Below are 24,412 nucleotides of genomic sequence, written 5' to 3' on the forward strand. Positions count from 1 at the left end.
GCGGCATGCGGATCGTCAACATGGGCGAGTGGCCCCTGGGCCAGGAGGACGAGCGGCACCACGAGCCCGGCGGCGAGCCGCTGTGGAACGAGTCCTGGTACTACGACTTCGTCTCCGAGGACGGCGAGGTGGGCGGCTACGTCCGCCTCGGCCTCTACCCCAACTGGAAGCGGGCCTGGTACTGGGCCTGCGTCGTGACGAAGGACGGGATCGTCACGCACCTCGATCACGACGCGCCGCTGCCGGACGCGGACCTGACGGTGGCGGGCGCCGGTTACACGGCCTCCCACCGCACGACCAACCCGCTCCGGACCGTACGCGTCCGCCTGGACTCCGCGGACCTGGCCCTCGACCTCGAATGGCGGACGGCGGGAGGCGTCTACGGCTACGCGATCACCCCCCGCTACGAGATCCCCTGCGAGGTCACCGGCACGATCGGCGGCACCCCCTTCCGCGGCCACGGCGAGCGCGACCACAGCTGGGGCGTGCGCGACTGGTGGTCCATCTCCTGGTTGTGGAGCAGCGCCCACCTGGAGGACGGCACCTACCTGCACGGCATGCGGGCCAACCTCGGCCTGGAGCTGCCCTGGCCGGCGTTCCAGGCGCCCCCGGGCGGCGAGGTCGAGCACGTGGCGGGCTTCTCGGCGGCCACCTCGTTCGACGGGGACCGGCCGAGGGCGACCGTGCTGCGCTTCCCCGGAATGACCACCACGGTGCGCCCGATCGCCTTCGCCCCCGTGACGCTGACCTCTCCCGAGGGCGCGGTCGCCGAGTTCCCCAGGGCGATGTGCGCGTTCGAGACCGAGGACGGGCGCAGGGGCCACGGCTGGACGGAGTGGCACCAGCCGCCGGGCTGGCGGGAACATGCCTGGCAGTCACCTGCATAACCGGGTTTAGGGGACATTCGGCCGGAAACTGTGAGGGGATGGGGGGACTGCGCTGCGTTGACGGGTCATATCTGACCGTCACGCCGGTGGCGTGCACGGACAGCCTCGGCACGCCGTACGAGATCACCCTTGAGCTGCATCGCGACGGCACGCCGTACGGCAGCGTGGGGGAGCGCTGCGGCTGGCTGCTGGCCCGCCTGGCGCGCGGCGTCGACGAGGCCCGCCAGGGCGGGGGAGCGGCCAGGCACTGGACCGACCCCGACGACCGCTTCCCCGACGAGGAGCCGGAGAGCGAGCTGTTCTCCTTCCGCTACCGCACGAGGGCCGGCCTGGTGGGCGGCGGGGAGCTGCGCTGCCAGCTCAGGACCATCCCCGTGTGGCAGCCGGGGCCGGGTGAGTGGCGGCTCACCAGGCGGGCCTACGTGGAGGCGTGGGGCGCCACGGGCGTGGGCATGCGGGCGGTGCTGAAGTCCTCGGAGTTGGCGGTGTTCGTGCGCGAGCTCGTGGATGAGGCGGAAGTGTGTCTAGAAGGTAGAGATCTGGCGAGGAATCCGGTGGAGGGGGCAGGCACGGGCGATTCGCGGTGATAATTGCCTGTTGGGTCAACCGACCAAAGGCACAGCACCGCTGGGGAGGCACTCCGTGGGCCTGCGCGATCTGGTCTACCGGCTGTATGAACACCGGCTGGAGACCAAGCTGTCGAAGGACAGCGTTCCCCGGCACGTCGGGGTCATCATCGACGGCAACCGCCGCTGGGCGCGCGCCATGGGCATGCGCGACGTGGCGTCGGGCCACCGCAAGGGCGCGGACAAGATCTCCGAGCTGCTCGGCTGGTGCCGTGAGACGGGCGTCGAGGTCGTCACGGTGTGGATGCTGTCCAATGACAACCTCAACCGGCCGAGGGAAGAGCTGGAGCCGCTGCTGCGCATCATCGAGGACGTGACGCAGGAGCTGGTGGACGAGGGCTGGCGGATCAGCCCGGTCGGCGCGCTCGACCTGCTGCCGGATCGCACGGCCAATGTCCTAAAAAATGCAAAAGAAGCTTCATCACACCGTCCAGGCCTGATTGTGAACGTTGCAGTTGGGTATGGAGGAAGACGTGAGATTGCCGATGCGGTGCGCTCACTGCTCCAGGAGCAAGCGAGCAGGGGAGCGAGCATCGAGGACCTGGTCGAGGTGCTCGATGTGGAGCACATCGCGGAGCATCTTTACACTCGCGGCCAGCCCGATCCGGACCTCCTCATCCGGACCTCGGGCGAGCAGCGTCTGTCGGGCTTCATGCTCTGGCAGAGCGCTCATTCGGAGTTCTACTTCCACGAGGCCTACTGGCCTGACTTCCGCAGGGTCGACTTCCTGCGGGCGCTGCGTGATTACGCTGCGAGAAACCGACGTTACGGTTCCTGACCCGACATTCGGGTATCCAGGACGTAACGTTGGAAGTGTCCGGTCACAGGTCGGACATTTCGGAGAGGTCCCGCCTTTGCACCAACATCTGCCGAGGGGGGCCGGATTCCGGCACACCGACGGCAGCTCGCGGTCGGGGACGCGGGTCCGGTCCGATTCCCACCTCGTCTGCAGGGCGCCCGCACCAAGGGGCGCCCGGGGGAGAACGTGTGGCAGTGTCCTCGAGCAACCCTACTCACCAGTCGGCCAAGCGCACGTACGTGCTGGACACCTCGGTTCTGCTGGCCGACCCGGCCGCGATGACCCGGTTCGCCGAGCACGACGTGGTCCTTCCGATCGTGGTCATCACGGAGCTGGAAGGCAAGCGGCACCATCCGGAGCTCGGCTACTTCGCGAGGAAGGCTCTGCGCTACCTCGACGAGCTAAGGGTCCAGTACGGCAGACTGGACGAGCCGATGCCGACCGGGGACGGCACGATCAGGGTCGAGCTCAACCACAGCGATCCGTCCATTCTGCCCGTGGGCTTCCGCCTCGGTGACAACGACACGCGCATCCTGACCGTGGCCCGCTCGCTGGCCGCCGAGGGCTGCGACGTCGTGCTGGTGTCCAAAGACCTGCCGCTGCGGGTCAAGGCGGCCTCCATCGGGCTGTCCGCCGAGGAATACCGCGCCGAGCTGGTCCACGAGTCCGGCTGGACGGGGATGGCCGAGGTCCAGGTGACCACCGAAGACGTCGAGACGCTCTTCGACAAGGGCACCGCCGACCTGGAGGAGGCCAGAGAGCTCCCCACGCACACCGGCCTCCGGCTGCTGTCGGCCAAGGGCTCGGCGCTGGGCCGGGTGCAGCCCGACAAGTCGGTCCGCCTGGTCCGCGGCGACCGGGAGGTCTTCGGCCTGCACGGCCGCTCGGCCGAGCAGCGGATCGCGCTCGACCTGCTGATGGACCCGGAGGTCGGCATCGTCTCGCTCGGTGGCCGGGCCGGCACGGGCAAGTCGGCGCTGGCGCTCTGCGCGGGTCTGGAGGCGGTCCTGGAGCGCCGCCAGCACCGCAAGGTGATCGTCTTCCGCCCCATCTACGCCGTCGGCGGCCAGGAGCTCGGCTACCTGCCCGGCAGCGAGGGCGAGAAGATGGGCCCCTGGGCGCAGGCGGTCTACGACACGCTCGGCGCGATCACCTCTCCCGAGGTGATCGAGGAGGTGCTCGACCGGGGCATGCTGGAGGTGCTCCCGCTGACGCACATCCGGGGCCGCTCGCTCCACGACGCGTTCGTGATCGTGGACGAGGCCCAGTCGCTGGAGCGCGGGGTGCTGCTGACGGTGCTGAGCCGGATCGGCGCCAACTCGCGGGTGGTGCTCACCCACGACGTGGCCCAGCGCGACAACCTGCGGGTCGGCCGGCATGACGGCGTGGTGGCGGTGGTGGAGAAGCTGAAGGGCCACCCGCTGTTCGCCCACGTCACGCTGACCAGGTCGGAGCGCTCGCCGATCGCCGCACTGGTGACGGAGATGCTCGAGGACATCACCATGTGATCATTTCAGCTCGCCGCAGGTGAACTCCCCCTCCGTCCTGGAGGGGGAGTTCTCGTTCTCCCGGACGATCTTGACCAGCTCGAACGCCGCGTCCTGCTGGGCGGTGCAGACGATCTGCGCCTTGCCGAGCTTGGTCAGCGTGCCCTCGCCGCTGATGTAGACGGTCAGCGTCGAGGTGCGCGGGAGCTGGATCTCGTCGCGCTGCGGCGGGTTGATCGAGTTCTTGATCCTCAGGTACGTGAACCCGCGCAGCGCCGTGTCCCGGTCCCCGAGCGGTTGCGTGGAGGCCTCGAAGAGCGCCCCGAGCAGGCTGGCCACGGTGTCGGTGTCGACGTCGGCCGGTTCCAGGGCGAGCTCGCCGTTCCTGATCAGGAAGATCGTCTTGGACGGCGGCGGGATCCTGATGGTGGGCGCGTTGCCCCGGTCCTGCACGTCCGTGGGCGAGATGCCGCAGGCCGTGAGGGTCAGCAGGGCGGCGATGGCGAGGGCGCTTAGGGGCGTCTTCATGCGTGCGGGAGCCAGACCGTGAAGAGGGTTCCGGGATTCTGGGGGCGTACGGAGATCGTGCCGCCGTGGAGGAGGACGTTCGCGCGGGCGATGGCCAGGCCCAGGCCGCTGCCCTGGCTGCGCTCCCGGCCGGCGCCCGCCTTGAAGAAGCGGTCGAAGACGTGCGCCAGCGCCTCGTGCGGGATCCCTTTGCCGTGGTCGCGCACCTTCACCTCCAGGCCGTTCTCGGTGGCCCTGGCGCTGACCACCACCGGAGGCAGGCCGTGCTTGAGCGCGTTGCCGACGAGGTTGGCCACGATGACGTCGAACCTGCTGGCGTCGAGGGTGGCGGTCAGGCCCTGGGACGCCTTCACCGTCACCTCGTCGCTCCAGCCGCGCACCTCCAGGCAGTCCTGGATGGCGTCGGCCACGTTCACCGGTTCGAGGTTGAGCGTGGCGGTGCCCGCGTCGAAGCGGCTGATCTCGATGAGGTGCTCGACCAGCTCGCGCAGGCGGTCGATCTCCCTGAGCACCAGCCGCACGGCCTGCGCGGGCGCGTCCGGCAGGTGGTCGGCCTCGTCGGAGAGCATGTCGGCCACGGCCGTCATCGCGGTCAGCGGCGTGCGCAGCTCGTGCGAGACGTCGGCCACGAACCTGCGCGACATGGCCTCCAGCGAGCGCAGCTCGGCCACGCTCAGCTCCAGCGCCGCGGCCGCGTCGTTGAACCTGGCGGTGAGCCCGGCCAGCTCGTCCTGGCCGTGCACGGGCAGGCGGGTGTCCAGCCGGCCCTGGCCGAGCGCCTGGGCGGCGGCGCTCAGCCGGCGTACCGGCAGGAGCACCTGCCTGGCCGACAGCAGCGCCACGACCAGGGCGATCAGCACGATGCCCACGCCGGCCTGGGTGAGCGTGGTCCTGAGCGTGGCGAGCTGGCGCTCGTCGTCCTGCATGGGGAAGAAGACGAACGCCCGCAGCCCGGTGGCCTCCGCCCCGCCCGAGTTGGCGCGGTACACCTCGGCGCCGACGATGAGGAACAGCTCGTTGCGGATGATCTTGCGCTGGGTGACGACGCTCTGCTTGGCCCGGCCGTACAGCTCGTTGGGCACGTCGCTCATCGACAGGGGGCCCTCAGCCGCGATCAGGCCGTGGTACTCGACCAGCACGCTGCGGCCGGGGCCGCTGAGCGCGTGGGCCAGGCGGTCGAGCTCCTTCGACGTCGGCGCGGCCTCACCGGGCCTGAGCTTGCCGACCGGGAACGTGACGCTGCCGAGCTCCCTGGTCACCAGGTCGAGCGAGGTGGTCTCGGCCCTGGTGACGAGCGCGGTCTTGGCCAGCTCGAAGCCGATCGTGGCGACCACCAGCGCGGCGGCGACGGCGACGAGGGTGAACGTGATGACCAGGCGGGCGCGCAGCCCTGTGGGAAGCGGGATCACGGAGGGCTGAACCGGTAGCCGAAGCCGCGCACGGTGTGGATGAAGACGGGCTCGGCGGGCTTGGGCTCGATCTTGGCCCGGATGCGCTGCACGCAGGCGTCCACCAGGCGGGAGTCGGCGATGTGCGTGTGGTCCCAGACCACGCGCAGCAGGTAGCGGCGGTTGAGCACCTGGCCGGGGTGCCGTACGAGCTCCAGCAGCAGCCGCAGCTCGGTCGGGGTCAGGTGGATCTCCTTGCCCGACAGCGTGACCTTGAGCGCGCCCCGGTCGATCACGAGGTCGCCGAAGGTGATGCGGTCGGAGGCGGCGGACTCGGCCCGGCGCAGCACGGCGCGAATGCGGGCGTCCAGGACCCGGGGCTCGACCGGCTTGACCACGTAGTCGTCGGCGCCTGCCTCCAGCCCCACCACGACGTCCAGGTCGTCGCCTCTGGCGGTGAGCAGGATGACCGGGAGCTGGTCGAGCTTGCGTACGCGACGGCACACCTCGACCCCGTCGATTCCCGGGAGCATGACGTCGAGGATCGCGATCTCCGGGCGGCGGGCTCTGATGTGGTCGAGAGCCTCCTCACCCGTCGCGTACGACGTGACGGAATGCCCCTGTCGGGTCAGCGCCAGCTCGAGAGCCGTACGGACCGAGGGGTCGTCTTCAACAAGGAGGATGCCAGCCACGCGCACATTATTATTCCATGTCCCGAATATCCGGGTTGTGTCACCGAACTGTGACATGGCGCGGATCCGATCCCGAAGAAGGCACGCAACCCTGAAAGCGGCTTCCCTTCGGTTACGGGCGCCCGAAGGGGAGCCGTTGCTGGTGTGACTAAAGTCACAATATTTCGGAAACTCCCACCTAACCTGGTGGTTGGTGAAATTTACGCCAAGGGATTCCCGCGTTTCGGTTGCGGACCACCCCCTATGACAGGGCAAGCTCATGCATCGTGAGCCCCGGTCCGCAGTTGAGTGAGCGCCCCCCGAAGGAAGATCTCCCCTCGGTGCGCCGGCCTGCGCGCTTCACTCCCAAGCGCGTCATCATCACCGTGCTCTCCCTGGTGATCGTCTTCGGCGGCGGCGGTTTCGTCGCCTACAGAGCCGTCGAGAACGCGAACGAGCCGCCCAAGGACGCCTTTTCCCTGGAGGACCTGGGCAAGCTCGCCAGCGGCGACCTCTACGCGCCCGATCCCGAGAACGACCTGCTCAAGGCCGAGGCCGAGCAGGCGTACCGGGCCGACCAGCTCAAGAAGGGCCGCTCCGGCGCGGCGGGCAAGGGCCTCGACTGGGTCGTGCCCAAGCAGGCCCCCGCCGGCGACGGCTTCCCCGCCCAGAACTTCCCGCCGGGCAGCGACCCCTCGCCGGGCAGCAACAAGGCCACGGCCAAGGCCATGATGGCCTCGTTCGGGTTCGGCGCGGACCAGTGGGGCTGCCTGGAGCGGCTCTGGCACAAGGAGAGCGGCTGGAACGAGCGGGCCATGAACCGCTACTCCGGCGCGTACGGCATCCCGCAGTCCCTGCCCGGCAGCAAGATGGCCAGCGCGGGCGCCGACTGGCAGACCAACGCCGCCACCCAGATCAAGTGGGGGCTGGGTTACATCAAGGGCCGCTACGGCAGCCCCTGCGGTGCCTGGGGCCACTCACAGTCCGTGGGTTGGTATTAACGGGTCAACTTTCCGCCTCTAATCGGCAAGCCGTCACGCCCGATCCTGTATACGGGCGCACGCTGGCCGCATGGGTGTGAAGGTCAGTGTGATCATCAATGTCCACAATCCGGGTGACACCGCCGACGCGTGCATCCGCTCCGCGCTGGAGCAGACGATGCCCGCGGACGAATACGAAGTGATCTTCGTGGACGACGGGTCCACGGACGGGATCGCCGAGCGCCTGGACACCATCGCCACGGTCCGGACGAACGTCCGTGCGCTGCACCTGCCGTACACGGGCTCACCGAGCCGCGGCCGCAACGTGGGGCTCGCGGCGGCCGCCGGCGACTACGTCTACTTCCTCGACCCGGGCGACCTCCTGGAGCGGGACGCGCTCGTGCACATGCATGAGCGCGCCGTGGAGACCGACGCGGACGTGCTGGTCGGCCGGCTGATCCGCGACTACGGCCCGCCGATGATGGCGTTCGAGCGCAGCTCGGCCCGCGCCGACATCCTGCGCGACCGGCTGCTCACTCTGCTGGTCCCGCAGCAGCTCTACCGCCGGGCCTTCCTGGAGGAGCACGAGCTGGGCTTCTCGGTGCCCGGCGGCCGGATGGGCGAGCAGGCGTTCGTGCTGCGGGCCTACCTGCAGGCCAAGGTCGTCGCGGTGCTGGCCGAGCACGTCTGCTGCCACCTCGGGGAGCGCCCGCCTGCCGAGGAGGAGCCGCGGGCGATCGTCAAGGAGCTGCACGCGCTGCTCGACGACATCGACACGTACGTGGGCGAGGGCCGCCAGCGCGACCGCATGTACGCCTACTGGCTCCGCTACGCCGTCCTGCGCCCGCTGGTGACCGCCAAGTTCGCCGACTCCTCCGTCGACCGGGGGATGCACTTCCGCGTCGTCCAGGAGCTGATGGCCCGGCGCTTCCCCGAGCGGCTCGACCGCCACCTGCCGGTCCAGCTCCGCGTGGTGGCCGGGTACGTACGGATGGGCCGCCTGGACCAGATCGTGCTGCTGGCGAACTCCGTCAGGCGCGCGGGCCTGCGCGCCGACCTCACCGAGGTGCGCTGGGACGCCCACGTCCTGGTGCTCGGGCTGACCGCGGAGATCCGGGCCGGCGACGGCTCACCGGACAGGTACCGCGTGGACGGCGACCGCCTGCACTGGATCCCGCCGCGCTCGTTGGACACCAAGAAGCTGTCGCCGGACGTCACCGACATCACCGACGCCGTCGAGCGGGCCCGCATCGAGCTCTACGTGCGGCACACCGAGACGGGCGTCGTCCACTTCCTGCCGCTGACCCAGCACGTCGAGCGCATCCAGGACGGCCGCCGCCGCGTCCGCATCCGGATCAAGGGCGAGACCAGGCTGGACATCACCAGCGCCGCTCTCGGCGAGCCGCTCAGGCCGGGCCAGTGGGAGGTGCACGTCCGCATGTACAGCGGCGCCAACCAGGCCAGGAGCCGGGTCAGCCGCCCCGAGGGCCCGCTCAACTGCCTGGGCGTGCTGGCCCAGCGGCCCAGGATGCGGCTGGTGGTGCCGTGCTGGAGCGATCAGGGGGAGCTGGGCCTGGCCATCGAGCCGCGCTCGTTCTCCGAGTCGATCGCGCTGGTGTCGCCGGGCGTGATGGTCAAGCAGCTCGACAAGCACCTTTACGTCGTGCTGCCGGTGCCGTACGTGCCGCCGAGCGGCGGGCCGGCGCTGGAGCTGGTGCTGCGCAGCACCGGCCGGCGGGGCCGCGAGGTGTGCGCGCCCGCGCTGGTCGAGGCGGGGGTGCCGGGGCGGATCGCGGGCCAGCTGGTGGCCAAGGTGCCGGTCAAGCGGCTGATGCCGGGCGTCGAGCACCTGGGCCCCGGCGACTGGATCACCTCGCTGCGCTCCTCGGAGGAGGAGATCGGGCTGCGGTTCGCGCTGGAGATGCGCAGGGGCCGGGTCGAGGTGCGCCCGGCCACCGCCGTCGGTCCCGAGCGCCGCTCGCCCATGGGCCGGGAGACCGTGCTGTACCGCCTCGGCAGGCGGCTGCCCGGCGCGCGGCACATGGTGCGCTGGGCGCGCGCGGGCAGGCATCGCTACCTCAGGGACTGACCCAGCCCTCCAGCTCCTGGAAGGCGCTCCTGAAGGCCGGGAGCATCGGCTTGAGCCGGTCGGGGTGGACGTCCACCAGGCTGTCCAGGTGGTTGCCGCCCTCGACGCGGTGATAGCGGAACGGCCGGTGCGGGCCGACCATCTTCGCGTAGACGTCGGAGTCGCGCGAGATGGGCAGCAGCGTGTCCAGCGTGCCGTGCAGGGTGATCAGCGGCTTGGTGATCCGCCCGGTCAGCGCGATCTTGGCCACGGCCGCGTACGGGCGGCGCTCGTCGTAGTCGTAGTCGGCGGGCGCGCCCTGGTAGGACGGGTCCAGCTCCTTCTGGTAGAGCTGCTGGGTGAGCTCCCAGTAGTACTGCCGGTGGAACGGCCACAGGAACTCCGAGCCCGCCGCGAACCCGGCGGCCCGCACCCCGGCCTCGTCCGGGTACGCCTTCAGGGCCGGGGGCAGGAAGTTCAGCAGGTTGTCGCCCTTGACCCGCCAGAGCGTGCCCTCCCAGTCCACGCCGCCGTCGTAGAGCCAGCCCCGGTTCTCCAACTGCCACCTGACCAGGTAGCCGCCGTTGGAGATGCCGGCGGCGAACGTACGGTCGGGCTTGCGGCCGTACCGCTGCCTGACCACGGCCTTGGCGGCCACGGTGAGCTGGGTGACGCGGTGGTTCCACTCGGCGATGGCGTCGCCGGGGGAGCGGCCGTCCTCGTGGAAGTTCACGCCGACGTTGCCCTTGTCGGTGGCGGCGAACGCGTACCCCTTGGACAGGACCCAGTCGGAGATCGTGTAGTCGTTGGCGTACTGCTCCCTGTTGCCCGGGGTGCCGCTGACGACCAGGCCGCCGTTCCAGTTCTCCGGCAGCCTGATCACGAACTGGGAGTCATGGTTCCAGCCGCGCGTGGCGTTGCCGGTGGAGGTGTCGGGGAAGTAGCCGTCGATCTGGATGCCGGGCACGCCGGTCGGGTTGACCGTGGCGGCCGAGTGCAGCCCGGCCCAGTCGGCCGGGTCGGTGTGCCCGGTGAGCGCCGTGCCCGCCGTGGTCAGGTCGTCGAGCGCGGCGATCTCGGCGCGCTCGGCGCCCGGCACGGTGAGCTGCTGGGCGGGCGTCAGTAAGCTCGCCACGAGGGTGAGTGCGACCAGCATCTACGCCTTCCTCAGGTGCTCGGCCAGCAGGCGCTGGAACTCGGCGGGGTGCTCCAGGTGCGGGCTGTGGCCGCAGTCGTCCAGCACGGCCTCCTGGAAGCGGCCGTAGCGCTCCAGCACCGCCCTGGTCTGCGCCACCATGGGCTGGGCCGGGGTGCCGGGGGAGCCGGGCACGACGCCGAGCGCGCCCAGGTGGGCCAGGTCGAACAGCGACGCGTCGGAGACGATCACGTCGTCGGCGCCCCTGATCCACAGGATCGGCGGCTTGGGGTCGATCTCGTGGAGGTCGTCCAGGCGGAAGTGGGTGGGCGCCAGGGCGTTGAGCACGCCGGTCTTCCCCGGCGCCACGCCCGGCCACGCGTCGGAGGAGGCGGCGTCGCCGGGGTAGTGCGCCTCGCCGACCCGGGTGGTCAGCATCGCGGCGACGTAGAAGTCCTCGTCGGGGACGGGGTGCTTGACGTAGGAGGAGCGGAAGACGTTGCGGGGCGACGTCGGCGACTCATCCGACATGTCGCCCGCCTGCAGCCGGGCCAGGAAGTCCGGATTGGCCGCCCCGGCTCCCGCGCCCGTGCCGTCCGGGTGCGTGAGCCGGCCGTCCGCGCCCTCGGTGCCCCCGTAGCCGTACGGGGAGACCGGGTTGACCAGGGTGACGCTCCTGACGGCCGCGGGGCGGTCGCGCAGGATCTGCAGGACGACGCCCCCGCCCATGCTCCAGCCGACCAGGTGGACCCCGTCCAGGCCCAGCTCGCCGATCAGCTCGATCAGGTCGTCGGAGTAGTCCCGCAGCCCCCTCGTGGCGTCCACGGGCGCCGGGTCGGTCCCGCCGAACCCGCGCAGGTCCGCCGCGAGCGGGCGGTACTCCTCGGGCAGCGCCGCCAGGCTGTCGCGCCAGAAGGCGCCGGAGGAGACGTTCCCGTGCACGAACAGCACGGGCTCGCCGGTGGTCCTGCCCTCGACGGTCAGGACGTGCTGGGTGAGCCTGGGTGTGGTGACCTTCATCGCGCGTGGATCCTTTCGGCCAGGTCGCGGCCCTGGGTCTCGCGTGCGGTGTAGACCGCGATCAGGGTGAGCACCGCCGCCAGGCCAAGGTAGATGGAGATGGGCACGCTGCTCGAGTAGGCCTGCAGCAGGGCGACCGCGATGATCGGGGCCAGCGCGCCGGCCACGATCGCCGAGAGCTGCGCGCCGATGGAGACGCCGGTGTAGCGCGTCCTGGTGCCGAACAGCTCGGAGAAGAAGGCCGCCTGCGGGCCGTACATCATGCCGTGGAAGAGCAGGCCGACGGTGACCGCCAGGGTGATCGCCAGGAAGTTGCCCGTGTCGACGAGCGGGAAGAACGCGAAGATCCACAGCCCGATGCCGGCGGCGCCCGCCAGGTAGATCGGGCGGCGGCCGACCCGGTCGGACAGCGCGCCCCATATCGGGATCGTGACGAAGTGGATGGCGGAGGAGATCAGCACCGCGTTCAGCACGGTCGAGTTGGAGATGCCGTTCTGCTTGGCGTAGGTGATGACGAAGACGGTCAGCAGGTAGAAGGAGATGTTCTCCGCCAGGCGCGCGCCGATCGCGGTGAGCACGTCCTTCGAGTGATACCGCAGCACCCCGACGATCGGGGCCCTGGGCTCGGGCGCGGACTCCCGGAACACCGGCGACTCGCTGATCGTCAGCCGGATCCAGAGCCCGATCAGCACCAGCACGCCCGACAGCAGGAACGGCACGCGCCAGCCCCACGACAGGAACGCCTCGTCGCTCTGCCAGGCGGCCAGCGCCGCCAGCACGCCGGTGGCCAGCAGGTTGCCGCCCGGGGCGCCCGCCTGCGGCCAGGAGGCCCAGAAGCCGCGCCGCGCCGTGTCGCCGTGCTCGGAGACGATCAGCACCGCGCCGCCCCACTCGCCGCCGAGCGCGAAGCCCTGCACGAGCCGGAGGGAGGTCAGCACGAGCGCCGCGGCGGGCCCCAGCGTCTCGTACGTCGGCAGGCAGCCGATCAGGAATGTCGCCGCGCCCATCATGACCAGGCTGACGACCAGCAGCGTCTTGCGGCCGATCCGGTCGCCGAAGTGGCCGAAGACCAGGCCGCCGAGCGGGCGGGCGATGAATCCGACGGCGTAGGTGAGGAACGCCAGCAGCGTCCCGGTCAGCGGGTCGGACTCGGGGAAGAAGAGCTTGTTGAACACGAGGGCGGCTGCCGAGCCGTACAGGAAGAAGTCGTACCACTCGACGGTGGTGCCGATCAGGCTCGCGGCGACGATCTTCTTGATGGAAGTGGCCATGCCGGTCACCGTAGGTTGTGACCGAGGTCACTCATATGGTGTTCGGGCCCACAGTCTTCGTGCCGGATGTGTGGCCGAGCCGGTGCAGGCGGAGCGCGAGCTGGATCTCCAGCGCCCGCTCGGGCTCCAGCCAGCCGTCGCCCAGGAGTTTGCCGATGCGGTCGAGGCGCTGCGTGACGGTGTTCACGTGGATGTGCATGGCCTCGGCCGTACGCGAGGGCGAGCCGCCCGTGCCGAAGTACGTCTCCAGCGTGCCGGCCAGCGCGGTGCCCCTGCGCGCGTCATAGTCGATCACCTCGCCGAGCACCCTGTCGACGAACCCGCGCACGTCACGCCCGTCGCCCACGAGCAGCCCGACGAACCCCAGCTCGGCCGCGCTCGCGCCGCCGCCCGCGCGCCCGAGCGCGATCAGCGCCTCCGCGCACCGCCGCGCCTCCTGGTAGGCGGCGGCCACGTCCTGGACCACCCGCCCGCCCTGCCCGCCCACGCCGGACGCGCCCGCGGTCGCCGTGCCGTGCAGCGAGGCGGTCAGCTCGGCGGCCACGCGCTGCGCCATGACGCCCGCGTTCTCGCCCGGCAGCAGCAGCACCACCTCGTCGCCCCGCCCCGCGGCCAGCCCGTGCCGCATCGCGGCCTGGGAGGAGGCCCAGAAGGCGGCGCGTTCCCGCTGCCCTTCGTGCTTGGCCACCACGACGACGTGCGGCGCGCCCAGATCGACCCCGAGCCGCCTGGCCCGGTCGGCCAGCCCGGGGGAGTCGGGCCGCGAGATCAGGTCGTCGAGCAGCTCGCCCCTGACCCGCCCCTCGGCCTCGGCCACGCTCCTGCGGAACAGCAGCAGCAGCGCGCACACCAGCGCCGCCCGCTCCAGGATGCGCTCGTCGGCGTCGTCGCTGCGCAGCACCAGCGTGCACAGCGGCTCCCCGCCGACGTCCGCGGAGGCGATCAGCAGATCGCCCTTGCGCACGGTACGCCCCAGCGCCCTGGACGCCTGCGCCGCCTCGAACACCCCGGCGTCCAGCCCGGCCAGCTCGCCCGCGTCGCCGCTGATCACCCGGCCCAGGTCGTCGAGCACGGCCAGCGACCCGCCGAGCACGTCGGTCACCACGGCCGCCACGTCCTCGATGCCACCGCCGCGCAACACCAGCGAGGTCATCCTGTCGTGGGCCATGGCGGCCCGCTCGACGGCCTCGCCGTGTGCCCTGGCGGTCCTGTGGGCGTGGGAGAGCTCCTCCAGCGCGTTCCTGGTCTCCTGCAGCAGCCTGGCGTTGTCGATCGCGACGGCGGCGTGCGCGGCCAGGCTGGCCAGCAGCGACACCTCCTCCTGGTGGAACGGCCGCGCGCTGCGGTTGGCCGCCATCAGCACGCCGATCACCCGCTGCCCCAGTCGCAGCGGCACGCCCAGGATGGCGACCAGGCCCTCCTCCTTGACGGCCTCGTCGATGTGCTCCTTGTGCCGGAACCTGGCGTCGGCGAAGTAGTCGGCCGTCGAGTACGGCGTGGCCGTCTGCGCGACCAGCCCGCCCAGCCCCGCCCCCATGGCCAGCCGCAACGCCCGGAACTTGGCCGAGATCGACCCGTCCGTGACCCGCATGTAGGTGTCACCGCGCTCGGGGTCGTGCAGCGTCATGTACGCGACGTCGGTGGCCAGGAGCTGCCTGGCCCGGTGCACGATCGCCTCCAGCACGGCGTCGAGGTCGCGCAGCGCCGCCAGGTCGCCGGCCGTGTCGTAGAGCGCCGACAGCTCGGCCTCGCGCCGGGCGCGCCGCTTGAGCAGGTCACGCACCTTGAGCGCCTCGACCTTGGCCCGCTCCAGCTCCTCGATCGCGGCCGGGTCGGCGCCGGCGGCCCTGGCCTGGATGATCGGCCCCTCGAACTCGACCGCCGAAGCCTCCCTGGCCAGCAGTTCGAGGAAGTGTCTGGCCATCAGCGGGCGGTCCACCCGCCGTCCACCGGCAGCGACACCCCGGTGATGAACGCCCCGCTCGGCCCGCACAGGTAGGCGACCAGCTCGGCCACCTCCTCCGGCTCGATCAGCCGCTTGATCGCGGCGGGCTCCAGCATGATGTTCTCCACGACCTCCTCCGGCGCGATGCCGTGCACTCTAGCCTGGTCGGCGATCTGCGCCTCCACCAGGCCCGTCCGCACGTACGCCGGGCAGACGCAGGTCGAGGTCACCCCGTGGGGCGCCCCTTCGAGCGCCACCACCTTGGAGAACCCCTCCAGCGCGTGCTTGGCCGTCGTGTAGGCCGACTTGTACGGCGAGGCCCGCAACCCGTGCACCGACGAGATGTTCACGAACCTGCCCCAGCCCCTGGCGTACATGCCGGGCAGCACCTTCCGCGCGATCAGGAACGGCGCCTCGACCATCACCCTGAGCATCGTGGCGAAGACCTCGGGCGGGAACTCCTCGATCGGCGCGACGTGCTGGAACCCGGCGTTGTTCACCACGATGTCGACGGGCTCGTCCGGCAGCGCCGCCGCGAAACCCGGGTCGCTCAGATCGGCCACCACGGCCGTGCCGCCGATCTCTGCGGCCACCTTCCCGGCGGGCTCGGCCCGCATGTCGACGACCAGCACCCTGGCCCCCGCCGCGGCCAGCCGCCGGGCGCACGCCGCCCCGATGCCGCCCCCGGCCCCCGTCACCAGCGCGGTCCGCCCCGTCAGCTCGTTCGCCATACCCCGCACCTTAGGCGGTGGCCGCGCCGCGCCGCATGGGTGCGGGCGACATAGATGCGTGCCGCCATATGTGGATCAAGGGCATCTGCTATGTTGGGGGCATGATCGCGTATTCGTCACAGTGGTGGCCCGCCTCCTAGGCGGACCTCCGGCGCATACGCACACGGCCGCCTCGACGAGGCGGCCGTCACCGTTTCTGGTGGGTGTCCCCCCGTCGAGCACTGACGAGAAGGGGACTTTCATGACCACCACCTGGCCGCGGCTCCTCACCGCGCTGCTCGACGGCGTGTCGCTGACCTCCCGCCAGGCCGCCTGGGCCATGGGCGAGATCATGTCGGGCCGCGCGACGGACGCCCAGATCGCCGCGTTCGCCATCGCCCTGCGGGCCAAGGGCGAGAGCGTGGCGGAGGTGTCCGGGCTGGCCGACGGCATGCTGGCCAGATCGTCGGCCATCCGGGTCCAGGGCGACCCCGTGGACCTGGTCGGCACCGGCGGCGACCGGGCCAACACCGTGAACATCTCCACCATGGCCGCCGTCGTGGCCGCCGCCGCGGGCGCCAAGGTGGTCAAGCACGGCGGCCGGGCCGCGTCCTCCATGGCGGGGGCGGCGGACGTGCTCGAAGAGCTCGGCGTGGTCGTCGACCTGCCGCCCGCCGCCGTGGTCCGGGTGGCGGACGAGGTGGGGATCACGTTCTGCTTCGCGCCCGTCTTCAACCCGGCGCTGAGACGGACCTCGGGGCCGCGCCGCGAGCTCGGCGTCCCCACGGTCTTCAACTTCCTCGGCCCGCTCACCAACCCCGCGCTCCCGCCCGCCCAGGCGGTCGGGGTCTTCCATCCGGGCATGGCCCCGGTCATCGCGGGCGTCCTGGCCGAGCGCGGCTGCTCCGCGCTCGTCTTCCGGGGCGACGACGGGCTCGACGAGCTGACGACCTGCGGGCCCTCGACGATCTGGGTCGTACGCCGGGGCGTCGTGACGCGTACCGCCTTCGATCCCCTCGACCTGTCCATCCCGCGCGCCCATGCCGACGACCTGCGCGGCGGCGACGTGCGGCACAACGCGGACGTGGCACGGGCGGTGCTCTCCGGCGAGCGGGGCCCGGTGCGCGACGTCGTCCTGCTCAACGCGGCCGCCGCCGTGGTGGCCGCCGACGGCACGCCGCCGGCGGCCGAGCTCACGTCCGTCCTGGCCGCGGCGCACAAGCGGACCGCGGACGCCGTCGACTCGGGCGCCGCCCTGTCCCTGCTCACCCGCTGGGCCCACGCCACGAGGACGGCCTCGGGCCAGGTGTGACCCCTACGGCCTGGTCATCGAGAGTACGTCGAGCGCGGCGTCGAGCTGCTCCTCCGTCAGGGTGCCCGCGGCCACGTGGCCGCGCTCGATGACGACCTCGCGGATGGTCTTGCGCTCCGCCAGGGCCTGCTTGGCGATCTTCGCGGCCTCCTCGTAGCCCACGTACCGGTTCAGCGGGGTGACGATCGACGGGGACGACTCGGCGTACTCGCGCAGGCGCTCGACGTTCGCCGTGATGCCGGAGACGCAGCGGTCGGCGAGCAGGCGCGAGACGTTCGCCAGCAGCCTGATCGACTCCAGGATGTTGCGCGCGATCACCGGCAGCTGCACGTTCAGCTCGAAGGAGCCGGACGCCCCCGCGAACGTGATCGCCGCGTCGTTGCCGATCACCTGGGCCGCGACCATGGCCGTGGCCTCGGGGATCACCGGGTTGACCTTGCCGGGCATGATGGACGAGCCCGGCTGCAGGTCGGGCAGGTTGATCTCGCCGAGCCCCGCCCGCGGCCCCGAGCCCATCCAGCGCAGGTCATTGACGATCTTGGTCAGCGACACCGCCACCACCTTGAGCTGCCCGGACAGCTCGACGATGGAGTCCTGCGCGCTCTGGGCCTCGAAGTGGTCCCTCGCCTCCAGGAACGGGATGCCGGTCGCCTCGCGCAGCTTGCCGATCGCCTCCTGGGCGAACCCCTGCGGCGTGTTGATGCCCGTGCCCACGGCGGTGCCGCCCAGGGGCAGCTCCAGGACGTGCTCCAGCGCCGCCGTGACGCGTACGACGCCGTGCTCGATCTGCGTGGCGTACCCGCCGAACTCCTGGCCCAGGGTCACGGGCGTGGCGTCCATCAGGTGGGTGCGCCCCGACTTCACCACACCGTCGAACTCGATCGCCTTCTCCCGCAGCGCCTCCGCCAGGTGCCTCAACGAGGGCAGCAGGTGGTAGGTCACCTCGGTCGCCGCCGCCACGTGGATCGAGGTCGGGAAGACGTCGTTGGACGACTGGGAGGCGTTCACGTGGTCGTTGGGATGCACGGGCCGGCCCAGCCGCTCCTCGGCCAGCGTCGCGATCACCTCGTTGGCGTTCATGTTGGACGAGGTGCCGGAGCCGGTCTGGAAGACGTCGATCGGGAAGTGGGCGTCGTGCTCGTTCTCCGCCACGTCGGCGGCGGCCTGCGCGATGGCCTCCGCCATGTCCTTGTCGATCACGCCCAGCTCGCCGTTGACCTCTGCGGCCACCGCCTTGATCAGGCCGAGGGCGGCGATGTGGGACGGCTCCAGAGGCCGGCCCGATACCGGGAAGTTCTCCACTGCCCGCTGGGTCTGCGCGCGCCACTTGGCGCCCGAGGGCACGCGTACCTCGCCCATCGAGTCATGTTCGATCCTGAACTCGCTCATGACTTCCAGTCTGACCCACCATCTCGCGCCGGGCTCGAAACCGGCGCCGCCGGGGGTCCCAGGTCAGCGGATCGCCAGCTCAGCGGCGCCTTGGTCTACCTCCGCATCACCTCGCCGGGACCTGCTCGTACGCCGGGCGCGCGCCAACGGGTGCGGGGCCGCGGGTCGAGGGGCTTTGCCGGACCGGGCGCCTGTGCGATACATCTCGCCCGGCGCCTCCGGCCGGGCCGCCGTCCCTTAAGCCGCCCTTTAGCGCACGGCATGACGGATATTACGGTCGTAGCGCAGCGTAGTTAACCGATTTCCGGGCATTCTGGCCGCGTATGCCTCGGCAATCATGGCCAGCCGCGACTTTTGCCTCCATCAGATCACCTTCGCCACCGCTGGTTCCTAGCGTGGGTCTTAACCCAACGTCCGTACTGGCATTTTTCGGACGCCAATCCTGGGAAACCAGCAAGAGGCGATCTTCTATGATCAAGGTCAACAACGTTCTCGCCGCCGGTGCGCTGGCGGCCTCAGCGCTGGTCGCGCCCGTCGCGGTCGCCGCACAGTCCGCCGCCGCCGACACGTCGGCCCAGAAGACCACCACGCAGACAGTCGCCTATCCGCTGCACCCCTGCAAATTCCACAAGAAGCCCGCCAAGTGCCGCGCCCGTGGCCACGGAGGTGGCGGCAACGGGAGCGGCAACATCAACATCAGCAACACGAACACCAACATCAACAACTAGCGCGACGATCAGGCCGGGCAGGGTCGCACCGGACACCCGGCGCGGCCCTACTCTCTGCCTGTCGCCGGTCCGGGGCGGACCGATCAGCTGGAGAAGAGGGCCACGATGAGGACGGCGATCACCACGGCGGCCGCCGCGGCCACCGCCATCAGCACCAGCATGCCGTTGCGGTTGCCCGCGGGCTTCTGCTCCGGCTGCCCGGCGATGGCGAACAGGTCCGTGCCCAGCCCCTGGCTCTCGTGCGGCACCTGCTGCGGGCCCTGAGGCCCCTGCGGCATCGGCTGGTGCCGGGGCGGCTGCTGGCCGCCCGTGGGCGGGGCGGGCAGCGGGTAGACCTGCTGGCCCGGCGGTCCGTTCTTGGGCGACGGGATGCGGGTCGTGGCGACGGAGCCCTCGTCACCCGGATGCTGCGGCGGCCGGCCGCCGCCCTGCTCCGGCCCCGACGGGAACGGGCCCTTGGGCCGGGAGATGCTGACCGTACGCTCCGGGTCGTAGTCGCCTTCCGGAGCCGGCGGGTTGGCGTGCGGGCCGCCGCCCTGGCCGGCGCCGCCGGGACCGCCCGCCGCCTGCGCCTGGAAGGGCTGCTGTCCCTGCGGGGGACGGCCCGGGGTGGACTGTGGCACGGTGGGCGCGTTCGACCCGCGGGACGGTCCCTGAGGCCCCGAGGGAGGTGTCTGACCCTGGCCTCCGGCCGGTCGCTGCCCGGGCGCGCCTGGCTGCTGCCCGCCGCCGGGGCTGTTGGGGCCGCTCGGCCCCTGCGCGCCGTACCTCTGGGCGCCGGACCCCTGCGCTCCGGGCCCCTGCGCTCCGGGCCCCTGCGCTCCTGGGCCCTGCGTTCCGGACCTCTGCGTTCCGGGACCCTGCGTTCCGGAGCCTGCTGGGCCGCCGCGTCCGCCGGGCCCTTGCGGCCCCGGCGCTCCGGGATGCGGCGCGCCGGACGCCGCGGCGCCCATGCCAGCGGCGCCCATGCCCGCGGCGTGCGGGGTCGCGGCCTGCGGGCCTGTGCTCTGGGGGCGGCCGCGGCCGGCGGGACCTTGAGCGGGCCCGCCCTGGCCCTGGGCGGCTGCCCTCTGACCACCGGCGGGGCCTTGAGCGCCTGCGCCCTGTCCGGTGGGAATCTGGGGGCCGGTCGCGCGGCCGGCGGGTCCCTGGTCTCCAGGGGTGGTGGGTTGCGGAGCGGCGAACGGGTCGGGCAAAGCGGCCTCCTGAGCCTTAAGAGCCTCGGCCGTGAGCACCGGCATCTCGCTCGTCGGGGTGTCGGCGACCATGCGTAGCAGGGTCTCCGCCTTGGCAGCGCCGAGCCGCTGCCGGTAGTCCTTGTTCAGCAGCCCGTTCAGCACGGGTCGAAGCTGCCCCGCCTGCGTGGGCGGGTCGGCGCTCTCGGTGAGCAGCGCCGCCAGCGTCTCCGCGATCGTGGACCGCTCGTAGGCGGGACGTCCCTCGACGGCGAAGTACAGAGTCGCCCCGAGCGACCAGACGTCCGACTCGGGGCCGGTGTAGTCGCCCCTGGCACGTTCCGGGGCCGTGTAGCCGGGGGAGCCGATCACCATGCCCGTCTTCGTCAGCCGCGAGTCGCCCTCGGCCTTGGCGATGCCGAAGTCCGTCAGCACCACGCGCCCGTTCTCGGTGATGAGCACGTTGCCGGGCTTGACGTCGCGGTGGGTGATGCCCTGGGCGTGCGCGGCGCGCAGCGCTCCGAGCAGATCCACGCCGATCTCCGCCACGAGCCGCGGCGGCAGCGGCCCCTCCTCCTCGATCACCTGCTCCAGCGAGCGGGCTTCGATGAGCTCCATGATGATCCACGGGCTGTTGTCCTGGATCAGCACGTCATGGATGGAGGCCACGGACGGGTGGTTGATGCGCGAGGCGATGCGGCCCTCACGAACCATGCGTTCGCGCAGCTCGGCCCGCTGTTCCTCGGTGAGACCCGGGTCCTGGCGGATTTCCTTGACCGCCACCTCGCGCCCGAGCGCGCGGTCGCGGGCGCGCCACACGGTCCCCATCGTGCCCCGGCCGAGCGGGGTGATGAGCTCGTAGCGCTCCGCGAGCAGGCGTGTCTGCTGTTCCGGCATGAGAAGAAGATATCGATTCTCGCTTGGGAAGTGCTTTACCCTCGCTTGCGAAGTTCTCTTGGCCAGAACCGCCGAGGAAGGCACAACTTTATCACCGTAGCTTTGAAACGGGCATAAGCGGACGGAGCTGGCCGTGGTTCAACCCGCTTCCTGTGCACTCCCTCACCAGGTTTACGTTCCTGCCGCGGTGAGGGCACGTTGAGGGTGGCCGCCGGAGGATCCGCCCTGTGCAGCCCGCGATGCGCGGGCCTGCGTACGAAAGGGGGCTGGGAGGTCGGCGACGTGGGACGCGCGGGCCTGTTCGGGGTGAGGGGCTCCTCGGCCGAGCCGCCCGCGGCCACCCGGGCCAGCATGAGCGAGGCGCGTACGGAGTCGAGCCTGGTCGCCGGGTCGATCCTGAGCAGCGCGTCAAGCACGGGAGCCAGCGGCCCCGCCTTGGTCATCGGGATCGGCTCGCCACTGGTCAGTGCCGCGAGCGCGGCGGCGGCCGTACGCCTGCCGTGCAGACCCCGGCCCTCGACGGCGGTGTAGAGGGTCGCGCCGAGCGACCACAGGTCGCCCGCCGGGCTGGCCTTCGAGCCGAGCACCCGCTCTGGAGCGATGTATCCCGCGGACCCGAGAACGATGCCCGCCTGGGTGATGGAAACGTCACCTTCGAGCGCGGCCAGTCCGAAGTCGGTGAGCACCGCCCGGTCCTCTGTCACCAGCACGTTGCTCGGCTTCACGTCGCGGTGCAGGATCCCCTTGGCGTGCACGGCGCGCAGCGCGCCCAGGATCTGCCGGCCGATCTCGGCGGCCCTGCGGGGATGGAGCGGTCCTTGCTCCTGGATGAGCTGCTCCAGGGACTTGGCCCGGAGCAGCTCCATCACGATCCACGGCCGGTCGTCCTCGGTGACCACGTCGAACACGGTGATGACCGAGGGATGCGCGACCATCGCGGTCGCCCGGCCCTCACGCTCGGTGCGCGCGCACAGCTCGGCACGCAACTCCTCGTCGAGCACGGTGGGCAGCCGAACTTCCTTGACCGCCACGTCCCGGTCGAGCAGCTCGTCATGTGCCCGCCAAACGGTGCCCATGCCGCCGCGACCAACCGGCTCCATGAGCCGATAGCGCGCGGCGAGTAGGTAACCGGAGGGCGCACGCATGCCAGGCAGCTTACCTATTTGTGTAAACCGACCAGTAGAGGCGGGGCCGATAATTTGTTGCGAACTTAAGTCAACCCGCCTGACTCGTCACGTCAGCAAACCTCCGGGCCACATCATCCCAGTTGATGAGGCCCCACAGTTTCTCGACGTAGTCCGGGCGGACGTTGCGATACTGAAGGTAGTACGCATGCTCCCATGCGTCGAACACGAGCAGCGGCGTGGTGTTCATCCCCACGTTGCCGTGGTGGTCGTAGACCTGCTCGACGACGAGCCTGCGGCTCAGCGGCTCCCAGGCCAGCACGCCCCATCCGGAGCCCTGCACGGACGCGGTGGCGGTGGTGAGCTGTCGCCGGAACGCGTCGAACGTGCCGAAGTGCTGGTCGATCGCGTCCCTGAGAGGTCCGTCGGGGCGGTCGCCGCCGTCCGGCGACAGGTTCTCCCAGAAGATCGAGTGCAGCACGTGCCCGGACAGGTTGAAGGCGAACGTCTTCTCCAGGCCCACCAGGTTCGAGAACTCGCCCTTGTCGCGGGCCTCGGCGAGGCGTTCGAGCGTGTCGTTGGCGCCTTTGACGTAGGCGGCGTGGTGCCTGGCGTGGTGCAGCTCCAGGATCTCGCCGGTGATGGCGGGTTCGAGCGCCGCGTAGTCGTACGGCATGTCGGGAAGCGTGTAGTCCCCCATGCGGCCGTCTCCTCCTTTGTCGATCTCGCTGATCTCGAAGGGGAGACTATTGCAAGTAATTCGCAACTGCATCGGACTTGCGACCTAGGTCTTCTCTTGGCAATCTGTCGAGGGTCAGATTGGTCCCGCCGCGCGGGCGGCTTACCCCCGCCCGCGCAGGCGTTCCCGCCCGGCTTTCCCCGGAGCGTTTGCGCAGCTCACCGGGCCTCTGTGTCGATCGGCACAACGACTTGCCGGATTTTTGTGCATGATGCCAGGTAGGGGACTTTCAGGCGTACGGCAGGCTGACTGACAGGAACCCACGGGGCGGCGTCAGCGAGTTGTAAGGGTGCCGTAAGGGGGCGGGGGCATGGTTAAGGCAAGGAAGAAGGCGAGCTCCTGCCGGACAGCCGGAAGCAGACCGGAAACTGTCGGTCCCGAACGTCAGACTGAAAGCATCCGCCGAGGTCCACTACCGAAGACAGACCGCTAAGGACGTGATGAAGATGCGCCAGATCCAGGTTCGTCGCCGGCCGAGGAAGCCGACCAGAGCCGCACTGGACCTTCGCACGCCGTCAGGGCGCCAGTTGCCCTTTTGAGACCCAGCAATCCGGAGCGCAATCTGAGAGGTGCGCGATGTGCAGTCACTACCCCGTCTGCCCAAGTGCCGACTCCCTCGACCGTGAGAGGTCGCACGTGATCTCGGCCCACCCCGACCAGGGCTGGAGCCTCCTTTGCAACGGCGTCGTGCTGTTCGATGACACCGGTCTGCTGCTGCCCGACGGCAGCGTGGTGGCACCGCACCGGGCCCCGGTGGCCGCGTGAGCCTCTCCTGGGTCACCAGGCCGGAGGAGGAGCGAGACGTGCCGGCGATCCGCGGGATCAACCTCGCGGCGTTCGCGACCTCGCTCGAGGCCGACCTGGTCGACGCACTTCGCAAGGACCCCGCCTGGTTGCCCGGCCTGTCCATCGTGGCCGAGCACGACGGGGTCGTGGCCGGGCACGCGCTCTTCACCCGCTGCCACGTCGACGGGGCTCCCGCCCTGGCCCTCGCCCCCTGCGCCGTGCTGCCCGCCCGCCAGCGGCAGGGCGCCGGCTCCGCGGCGATCATCGCCGGTCTCGACGCCGCCCGCGACCGTGGCGAGTCCCTGGTGCTCGTTGCCGGGCACCCGGCCTACTACCCTCGGTTCGGCTTCGTCCGGGCCTCCTCCTACTCGATCCGGGCACCCTTCGACGTGCCTGATGAGGCGATGATGGCGCTGGCGCTCGCCGGGGCCCGGCCGGTGCCGAGCGGCACGATCGCCTACCCGGCCCCCTTTGCCCTCTGACCCGTCCGGCTTCCCCGCCGACCCCCTGGCCGCCGATCCTCTCGCCGGGCCGACCCGCCTGGCCCCGCTCGCTTGGCTCCGCCGCCGGCGCGCTCGCCTCCCGCAGACGGCCGGACGCACAAAGGCGGGCGAGCCCTGAGCTTGCGATTTAACGTCACTCTCGGTGTTCGTTGTCGGCGGCTACGGTCTTGCGGTAGGGCGGGCGCTTGTCTTTCGGCCGGTTCCTTGATCCTTTGGGGCGTCCGGGGCCGGGCCTGGTGAGTTT

22 protein-coding genes are annotated in these 24,412 nt (G+C 70.9%); 10 read left to right on the plus strand and 12 right to left on the minus strand.

Annotation, left to right across the window (positions count from 1 at the left end; all coding sequences use genetic code 11):
* Nucleotides 1–5: 5 nt before the first annotated feature.
* The 4 genes from ACTWPW_RS36470 (at nucleotide 6) to ACTWPW_RS36485 (ending at nucleotide 3,820) form a co-directional block, all read left to right on the plus strand.
* Nucleotides 6–887, plus strand: coding sequence for a DUF7064 domain-containing protein (locus ACTWPW_RS36470; protein ID WP_443171322.1), 882 nt, complete (start codon nucleotides 6–8; stop codon nucleotides 885–887).
* Between the two features lie 86 nt (nucleotides 888–973).
* Nucleotides 974–1,474 carry a hypothetical protein gene (locus ACTWPW_RS36475; protein ID WP_375113332.1) on the plus strand — a complete coding sequence of 167 codons (501 nt, stop codon included), beginning with the start codon at nucleotides 974–976 and terminating at the stop codon, nucleotides 1,472–1,474.
* Between the two features lie 55 nt (nucleotides 1,475–1,529).
* The gene (locus tag ACTWPW_RS36480) at nucleotides 1,530–2,291 is read left to right on the plus strand and encodes an isoprenyl transferase (protein ID WP_364118995.1); all 762 of its coding nucleotides are present in this window, start codon (nucleotides 1,530–1,532) and stop codon (nucleotides 2,289–2,291) included.
* Between the two features lie 260 nt (nucleotides 2,292–2,551).
* Complete coding sequence (locus ACTWPW_RS36485; RefSeq protein WP_364119084.1) at nucleotides 2,552–3,820, plus strand: PhoH family protein; 1,269 nt, start codon at nucleotides 2,552–2,554, stop codon at nucleotides 3,818–3,820.
* On the opposite strand, the gene ACTWPW_RS36490 is transcribed toward ACTWPW_RS36485, so the two are convergent.
* The 3 genes from ACTWPW_RS36490 to ACTWPW_RS36500 are packed head-to-tail and all read right to left on the minus strand — an operon-like array spanning nucleotide 3,821 to nucleotide 6,407.
* Nucleotides 3,821–4,327 carry a hypothetical protein gene (locus ACTWPW_RS36490; protein WP_443171323.1) on the minus strand — a complete coding sequence of 169 codons (507 nt, stop codon included), beginning with the start codon at nucleotides 4,325–4,327 and terminating at the stop codon, nucleotides 3,821–3,823.
* Nucleotides 4,324–5,736, minus strand: a complete 1,413-nt coding sequence (locus ACTWPW_RS36495; protein ID WP_375113334.1) for an ATP-binding protein — start codon at nucleotides 5,734–5,736, stop codon at nucleotides 4,324–4,326. The genes ACTWPW_RS36490 and ACTWPW_RS36495 overlap by 4 nt, the downstream gene beginning before the upstream one ends.
* The gene (locus ACTWPW_RS36500; protein WP_364118986.1) at nucleotides 5,733–6,407 is read right to left on the minus strand and encodes a response regulator transcription factor; all 675 of its coding nucleotides are present in this window, start codon (nucleotides 6,405–6,407) and stop codon (nucleotides 5,733–5,735) included. Before ACTWPW_RS36500 ends, ACTWPW_RS36495 begins: the two co-directional genes overlap by 4 nt.
* Nucleotides 6,408–6,727: 320 nt before the next feature.
* Between ACTWPW_RS36500 and ACTWPW_RS36505 the strand changes: the two genes are divergently transcribed.
* The gene (locus ACTWPW_RS36505; protein WP_375113335.1) at nucleotides 6,728–7,387 is read left to right on the plus strand and encodes a lytic transglycosylase domain-containing protein; all 660 of its coding nucleotides are present in this window, start codon (nucleotides 6,728–6,730) and stop codon (nucleotides 7,385–7,387) included.
* A 70-nt stretch (nucleotides 7,388–7,457) separates the two neighbouring features.
* Nucleotides 7,458–9,455 (plus strand): glycosyltransferase family 2 protein, encoded by a 1,998-nt coding sequence (locus ACTWPW_RS36510; RefSeq protein ID WP_443171324.1) that lies wholly within the window; start codon nucleotides 7,458–7,460, stop codon nucleotides 9,453–9,455.
* Here ACTWPW_RS36510 and ACTWPW_RS36515 read toward each other — a convergent pair.
* Genes ACTWPW_RS36515 through ACTWPW_RS36535 form a run of 5 tightly spaced genes read right to left on the minus strand, consistent with a single transcriptional unit; the run spans nucleotide 9,445 to nucleotide 15,536 of the window.
* A complete protein-coding gene (locus ACTWPW_RS36515; RefSeq protein ID WP_375113337.1) occupies nucleotides 9,445–10,590 on the minus strand; it encodes an alpha/beta hydrolase family protein in 1,146 nt (381 codons plus the stop codon). The genes ACTWPW_RS36510 and ACTWPW_RS36515 overlap by 11 nt on opposite strands.
* Complete coding sequence (locus ACTWPW_RS36520) at nucleotides 10,591–11,589, minus strand: alpha/beta fold hydrolase (RefSeq protein ID WP_443171325.1); 999 nt, start codon at nucleotides 11,587–11,589, stop codon at nucleotides 10,591–10,593.
* The gene (locus ACTWPW_RS36525) at nucleotides 11,586–12,860 is read right to left on the minus strand and encodes an MFS transporter (protein ID WP_375113339.1); all 1,275 of its coding nucleotides are present in this window, start codon (nucleotides 12,858–12,860) and stop codon (nucleotides 11,586–11,588) included. Before ACTWPW_RS36525 ends, ACTWPW_RS36520 begins: the two co-directional genes overlap by 4 nt.
* A gap of 31 nt (nucleotides 12,861–12,891) precedes the next feature.
* Nucleotides 12,892–14,784 (minus strand): helix-turn-helix domain-containing protein, encoded by a 1,893-nt coding sequence (locus tag ACTWPW_RS36530; RefSeq protein WP_364118971.1) that lies wholly within the window; start codon nucleotides 14,782–14,784, stop codon nucleotides 12,892–12,894.
* Entirely contained in the window at nucleotides 14,784–15,536 is a 753-nt protein-coding gene (locus tag ACTWPW_RS36535; protein WP_364118968.1) for a 3-hydroxybutyrate dehydrogenase, read from the minus strand. Before ACTWPW_RS36535 ends, ACTWPW_RS36530 begins: the two co-directional genes overlap by 1 nt.
* A 241-nt stretch (nucleotides 15,537–15,777) precedes the next feature.
* On the opposite strand from ACTWPW_RS36535, the gene trpD reads away from it, so the two are divergent.
* Nucleotides 15,778–16,827: an anthranilate phosphoribosyltransferase gene (trpD, locus tag ACTWPW_RS36540; RefSeq protein WP_443171326.1), complete on the plus strand. Its 1,050-nt coding sequence runs from the start codon at nucleotides 15,778–15,780 to the stop codon at nucleotides 16,825–16,827.
* A gap of 3 nt (nucleotides 16,828–16,830) precedes the next feature.
* On the opposite strand, the gene ACTWPW_RS36545 is transcribed toward trpD, so the two are convergent.
* The gene (locus ACTWPW_RS36545) at nucleotides 16,831–18,216 is read right to left on the minus strand and encodes a class II fumarate hydratase (protein WP_375113342.1); all 1,386 of its coding nucleotides are present in this window, start codon (nucleotides 18,214–18,216) and stop codon (nucleotides 16,831–16,833) included.
* A gap of 470 nt (nucleotides 18,217–18,686) precedes the next feature.
* Between ACTWPW_RS36545 and ACTWPW_RS36550 the strand changes: the two genes are divergently transcribed.
* On the plus strand, nucleotides 18,687–18,944 hold the full coding sequence (locus tag ACTWPW_RS36550; RefSeq protein WP_364118960.1) for a hypothetical protein: 258 nt from the start codon (nucleotides 18,687–18,689) through the stop codon (nucleotides 18,942–18,944).
* Nucleotides 18,945–19,027: 83 nt separating this feature from the next.
* Here ACTWPW_RS36550 and ACTWPW_RS36555 read toward each other — a convergent pair whose 3' ends face one another.
* The 3 genes from ACTWPW_RS36555 to ACTWPW_RS36565 all read right to left on the minus strand — a co-directional run bounded on the left by ACTWPW_RS36555 (nucleotide 19,028) and on the right by ACTWPW_RS36565 (nucleotide 22,840).
* Nucleotides 19,028–21,016, minus strand: coding sequence for a protein kinase domain-containing protein (locus ACTWPW_RS36555; protein ID WP_443171327.1), 1,989 nt, complete (start codon nucleotides 21,014–21,016; stop codon nucleotides 19,028–19,030).
* Between the two features lie 35 nt (nucleotides 21,017–21,051).
* The gene (locus tag ACTWPW_RS36560; RefSeq protein ID WP_443171328.1) at nucleotides 21,052–22,161 is read right to left on the minus strand and encodes a serine/threonine-protein kinase; all 1,110 of its coding nucleotides are present in this window, start codon (nucleotides 22,159–22,161) and stop codon (nucleotides 21,052–21,054) included.
* Between the two features lie 70 nt (nucleotides 22,162–22,231).
* Nucleotides 22,232–22,840, minus strand: coding sequence for a superoxide dismutase (locus ACTWPW_RS36565; protein WP_443171329.1), 609 nt, complete (start codon nucleotides 22,838–22,840; stop codon nucleotides 22,232–22,234).
* Nucleotides 22,841–23,455: 615 nt separating this feature from the next.
* Between ACTWPW_RS36565 and ACTWPW_RS36570 the strand changes: the two genes are divergently transcribed.
* Together ACTWPW_RS36570 and ACTWPW_RS36575 are read left to right on the plus strand one after the other, a co-directional pair.
* Complete coding sequence (locus ACTWPW_RS36570) at nucleotides 23,456–23,644, plus strand: DUF5999 family protein (protein WP_375113345.1); 189 nt, start codon at nucleotides 23,456–23,458, stop codon at nucleotides 23,642–23,644.
* Nucleotides 23,641–24,147 (plus strand): GNAT family N-acetyltransferase, encoded by a 507-nt coding sequence (locus ACTWPW_RS36575; protein ID WP_375113346.1) that lies wholly within the window; start codon nucleotides 23,641–23,643, stop codon nucleotides 24,145–24,147. The genes ACTWPW_RS36570 and ACTWPW_RS36575 overlap by 4 nt, the downstream gene beginning before the upstream one ends.
* The last annotated feature ends 265 nt before the right edge of the window (nucleotides 24,148–24,412 follow it).

The sequence above is a fragment of the Nonomuraea sp. KM90 genome, from assembly GCF_052246675.1.
In the GTDB taxonomy this organism is placed as follows: Bacteria; Actinomycetota; Actinomycetes; order Streptosporangiales; family Streptosporangiaceae; genus Nonomuraea.

What these genes read in the sequence shown, in the direction of transcription:
- ACTWPW_RS36470 (WP_443171322.1), top strand. Translation starts at nt 6, where the DNA reads ATGCGGATCGTCAACATGGGCGAGTGGCCCCTGGGCCAGGAGGACGAG.
- ACTWPW_RS36525 (WP_375113339.1), bottom strand. Translation starts at nt 12,860, where the DNA reads ATGGCCACTTCCATCAAGAAGATCGTCGCCGCGAGCCTGATCGGCACC.
- trpD (WP_443171326.1), top strand. Translation starts at nt 15,778, where the DNA reads ATGACCACCACCTGGCCGCGGCTCCTCACCGCGCTGCTCGACGGCGTG.
- ACTWPW_RS36490 (WP_443171323.1), bottom strand. Translation starts at nt 4,327, where the DNA reads ATGAAGACGCCCCTAAGCGCCCTCGCCATCGCCGCCCTGCTGACCCTC.
- ACTWPW_RS36520 (WP_443171325.1), bottom strand. Translation starts at nt 11,589, where the DNA reads ATGAAGGTCACCACACCCAGGCTCACCCAGCACGTCCTGACCGTCGAG.
- ACTWPW_RS36510 (WP_443171324.1), top strand. Translation starts at nt 7,458, where the DNA reads ATGGGTGTGAAGGTCAGTGTGATCATCAATGTCCACAATCCGGGTGAC.
- ACTWPW_RS36560 (WP_443171328.1), bottom strand. Translation starts at nt 22,161, where the DNA reads ATGCGTGCGCCCTCCGGTTACCTACTCGCCGCGCGCTATCGGCTCATG.
- ACTWPW_RS36570 (WP_375113345.1), top strand. Translation starts at nt 23,456, where the DNA reads ATGTGCAGTCACTACCCCGTCTGCCCAAGTGCCGACTCCCTCGACCGT.
- ACTWPW_RS36545 (WP_375113342.1), bottom strand. Translation starts at nt 18,216, where the DNA reads ATGAGCGAGTTCAGGATCGAACATGACTCGATGGGCGAGGTACGCGTG.
- ACTWPW_RS36515 (WP_375113337.1), bottom strand. Translation starts at nt 10,590, where the DNA reads ATGCTGGTCGCACTCACCCTCGTGGCGAGCTTACTGACGCCCGCCCAG.
- ACTWPW_RS36555 (WP_443171327.1), bottom strand. Translation starts at nt 21,016, where the DNA reads ATGCCGGAACAGCAGACACGCCTGCTCGCGGAGCGCTACGAGCTCATC.
- ACTWPW_RS36530 (WP_364118971.1), bottom strand. Translation starts at nt 14,784, where the DNA reads ATGGCCAGACACTTCCTCGAACTGCTGGCCAGGGAGGCTTCGGCGGTC.
- ACTWPW_RS36550 (WP_364118960.1), top strand. Translation starts at nt 18,687, where the DNA reads ATGATCAAGGTCAACAACGTTCTCGCCGCCGGTGCGCTGGCGGCCTCA.
- ACTWPW_RS36565 (WP_443171329.1), bottom strand. Translation starts at nt 22,840, where the DNA reads ATGGGGGACTACACGCTTCCCGACATGCCGTACGACTACGCGGCGCTC.
- ACTWPW_RS36535 (WP_364118968.1), bottom strand. Translation starts at nt 15,536, where the DNA reads ATGGCGAACGAGCTGACGGGGCGGACCGCGCTGGTGACGGGGGCCGGG.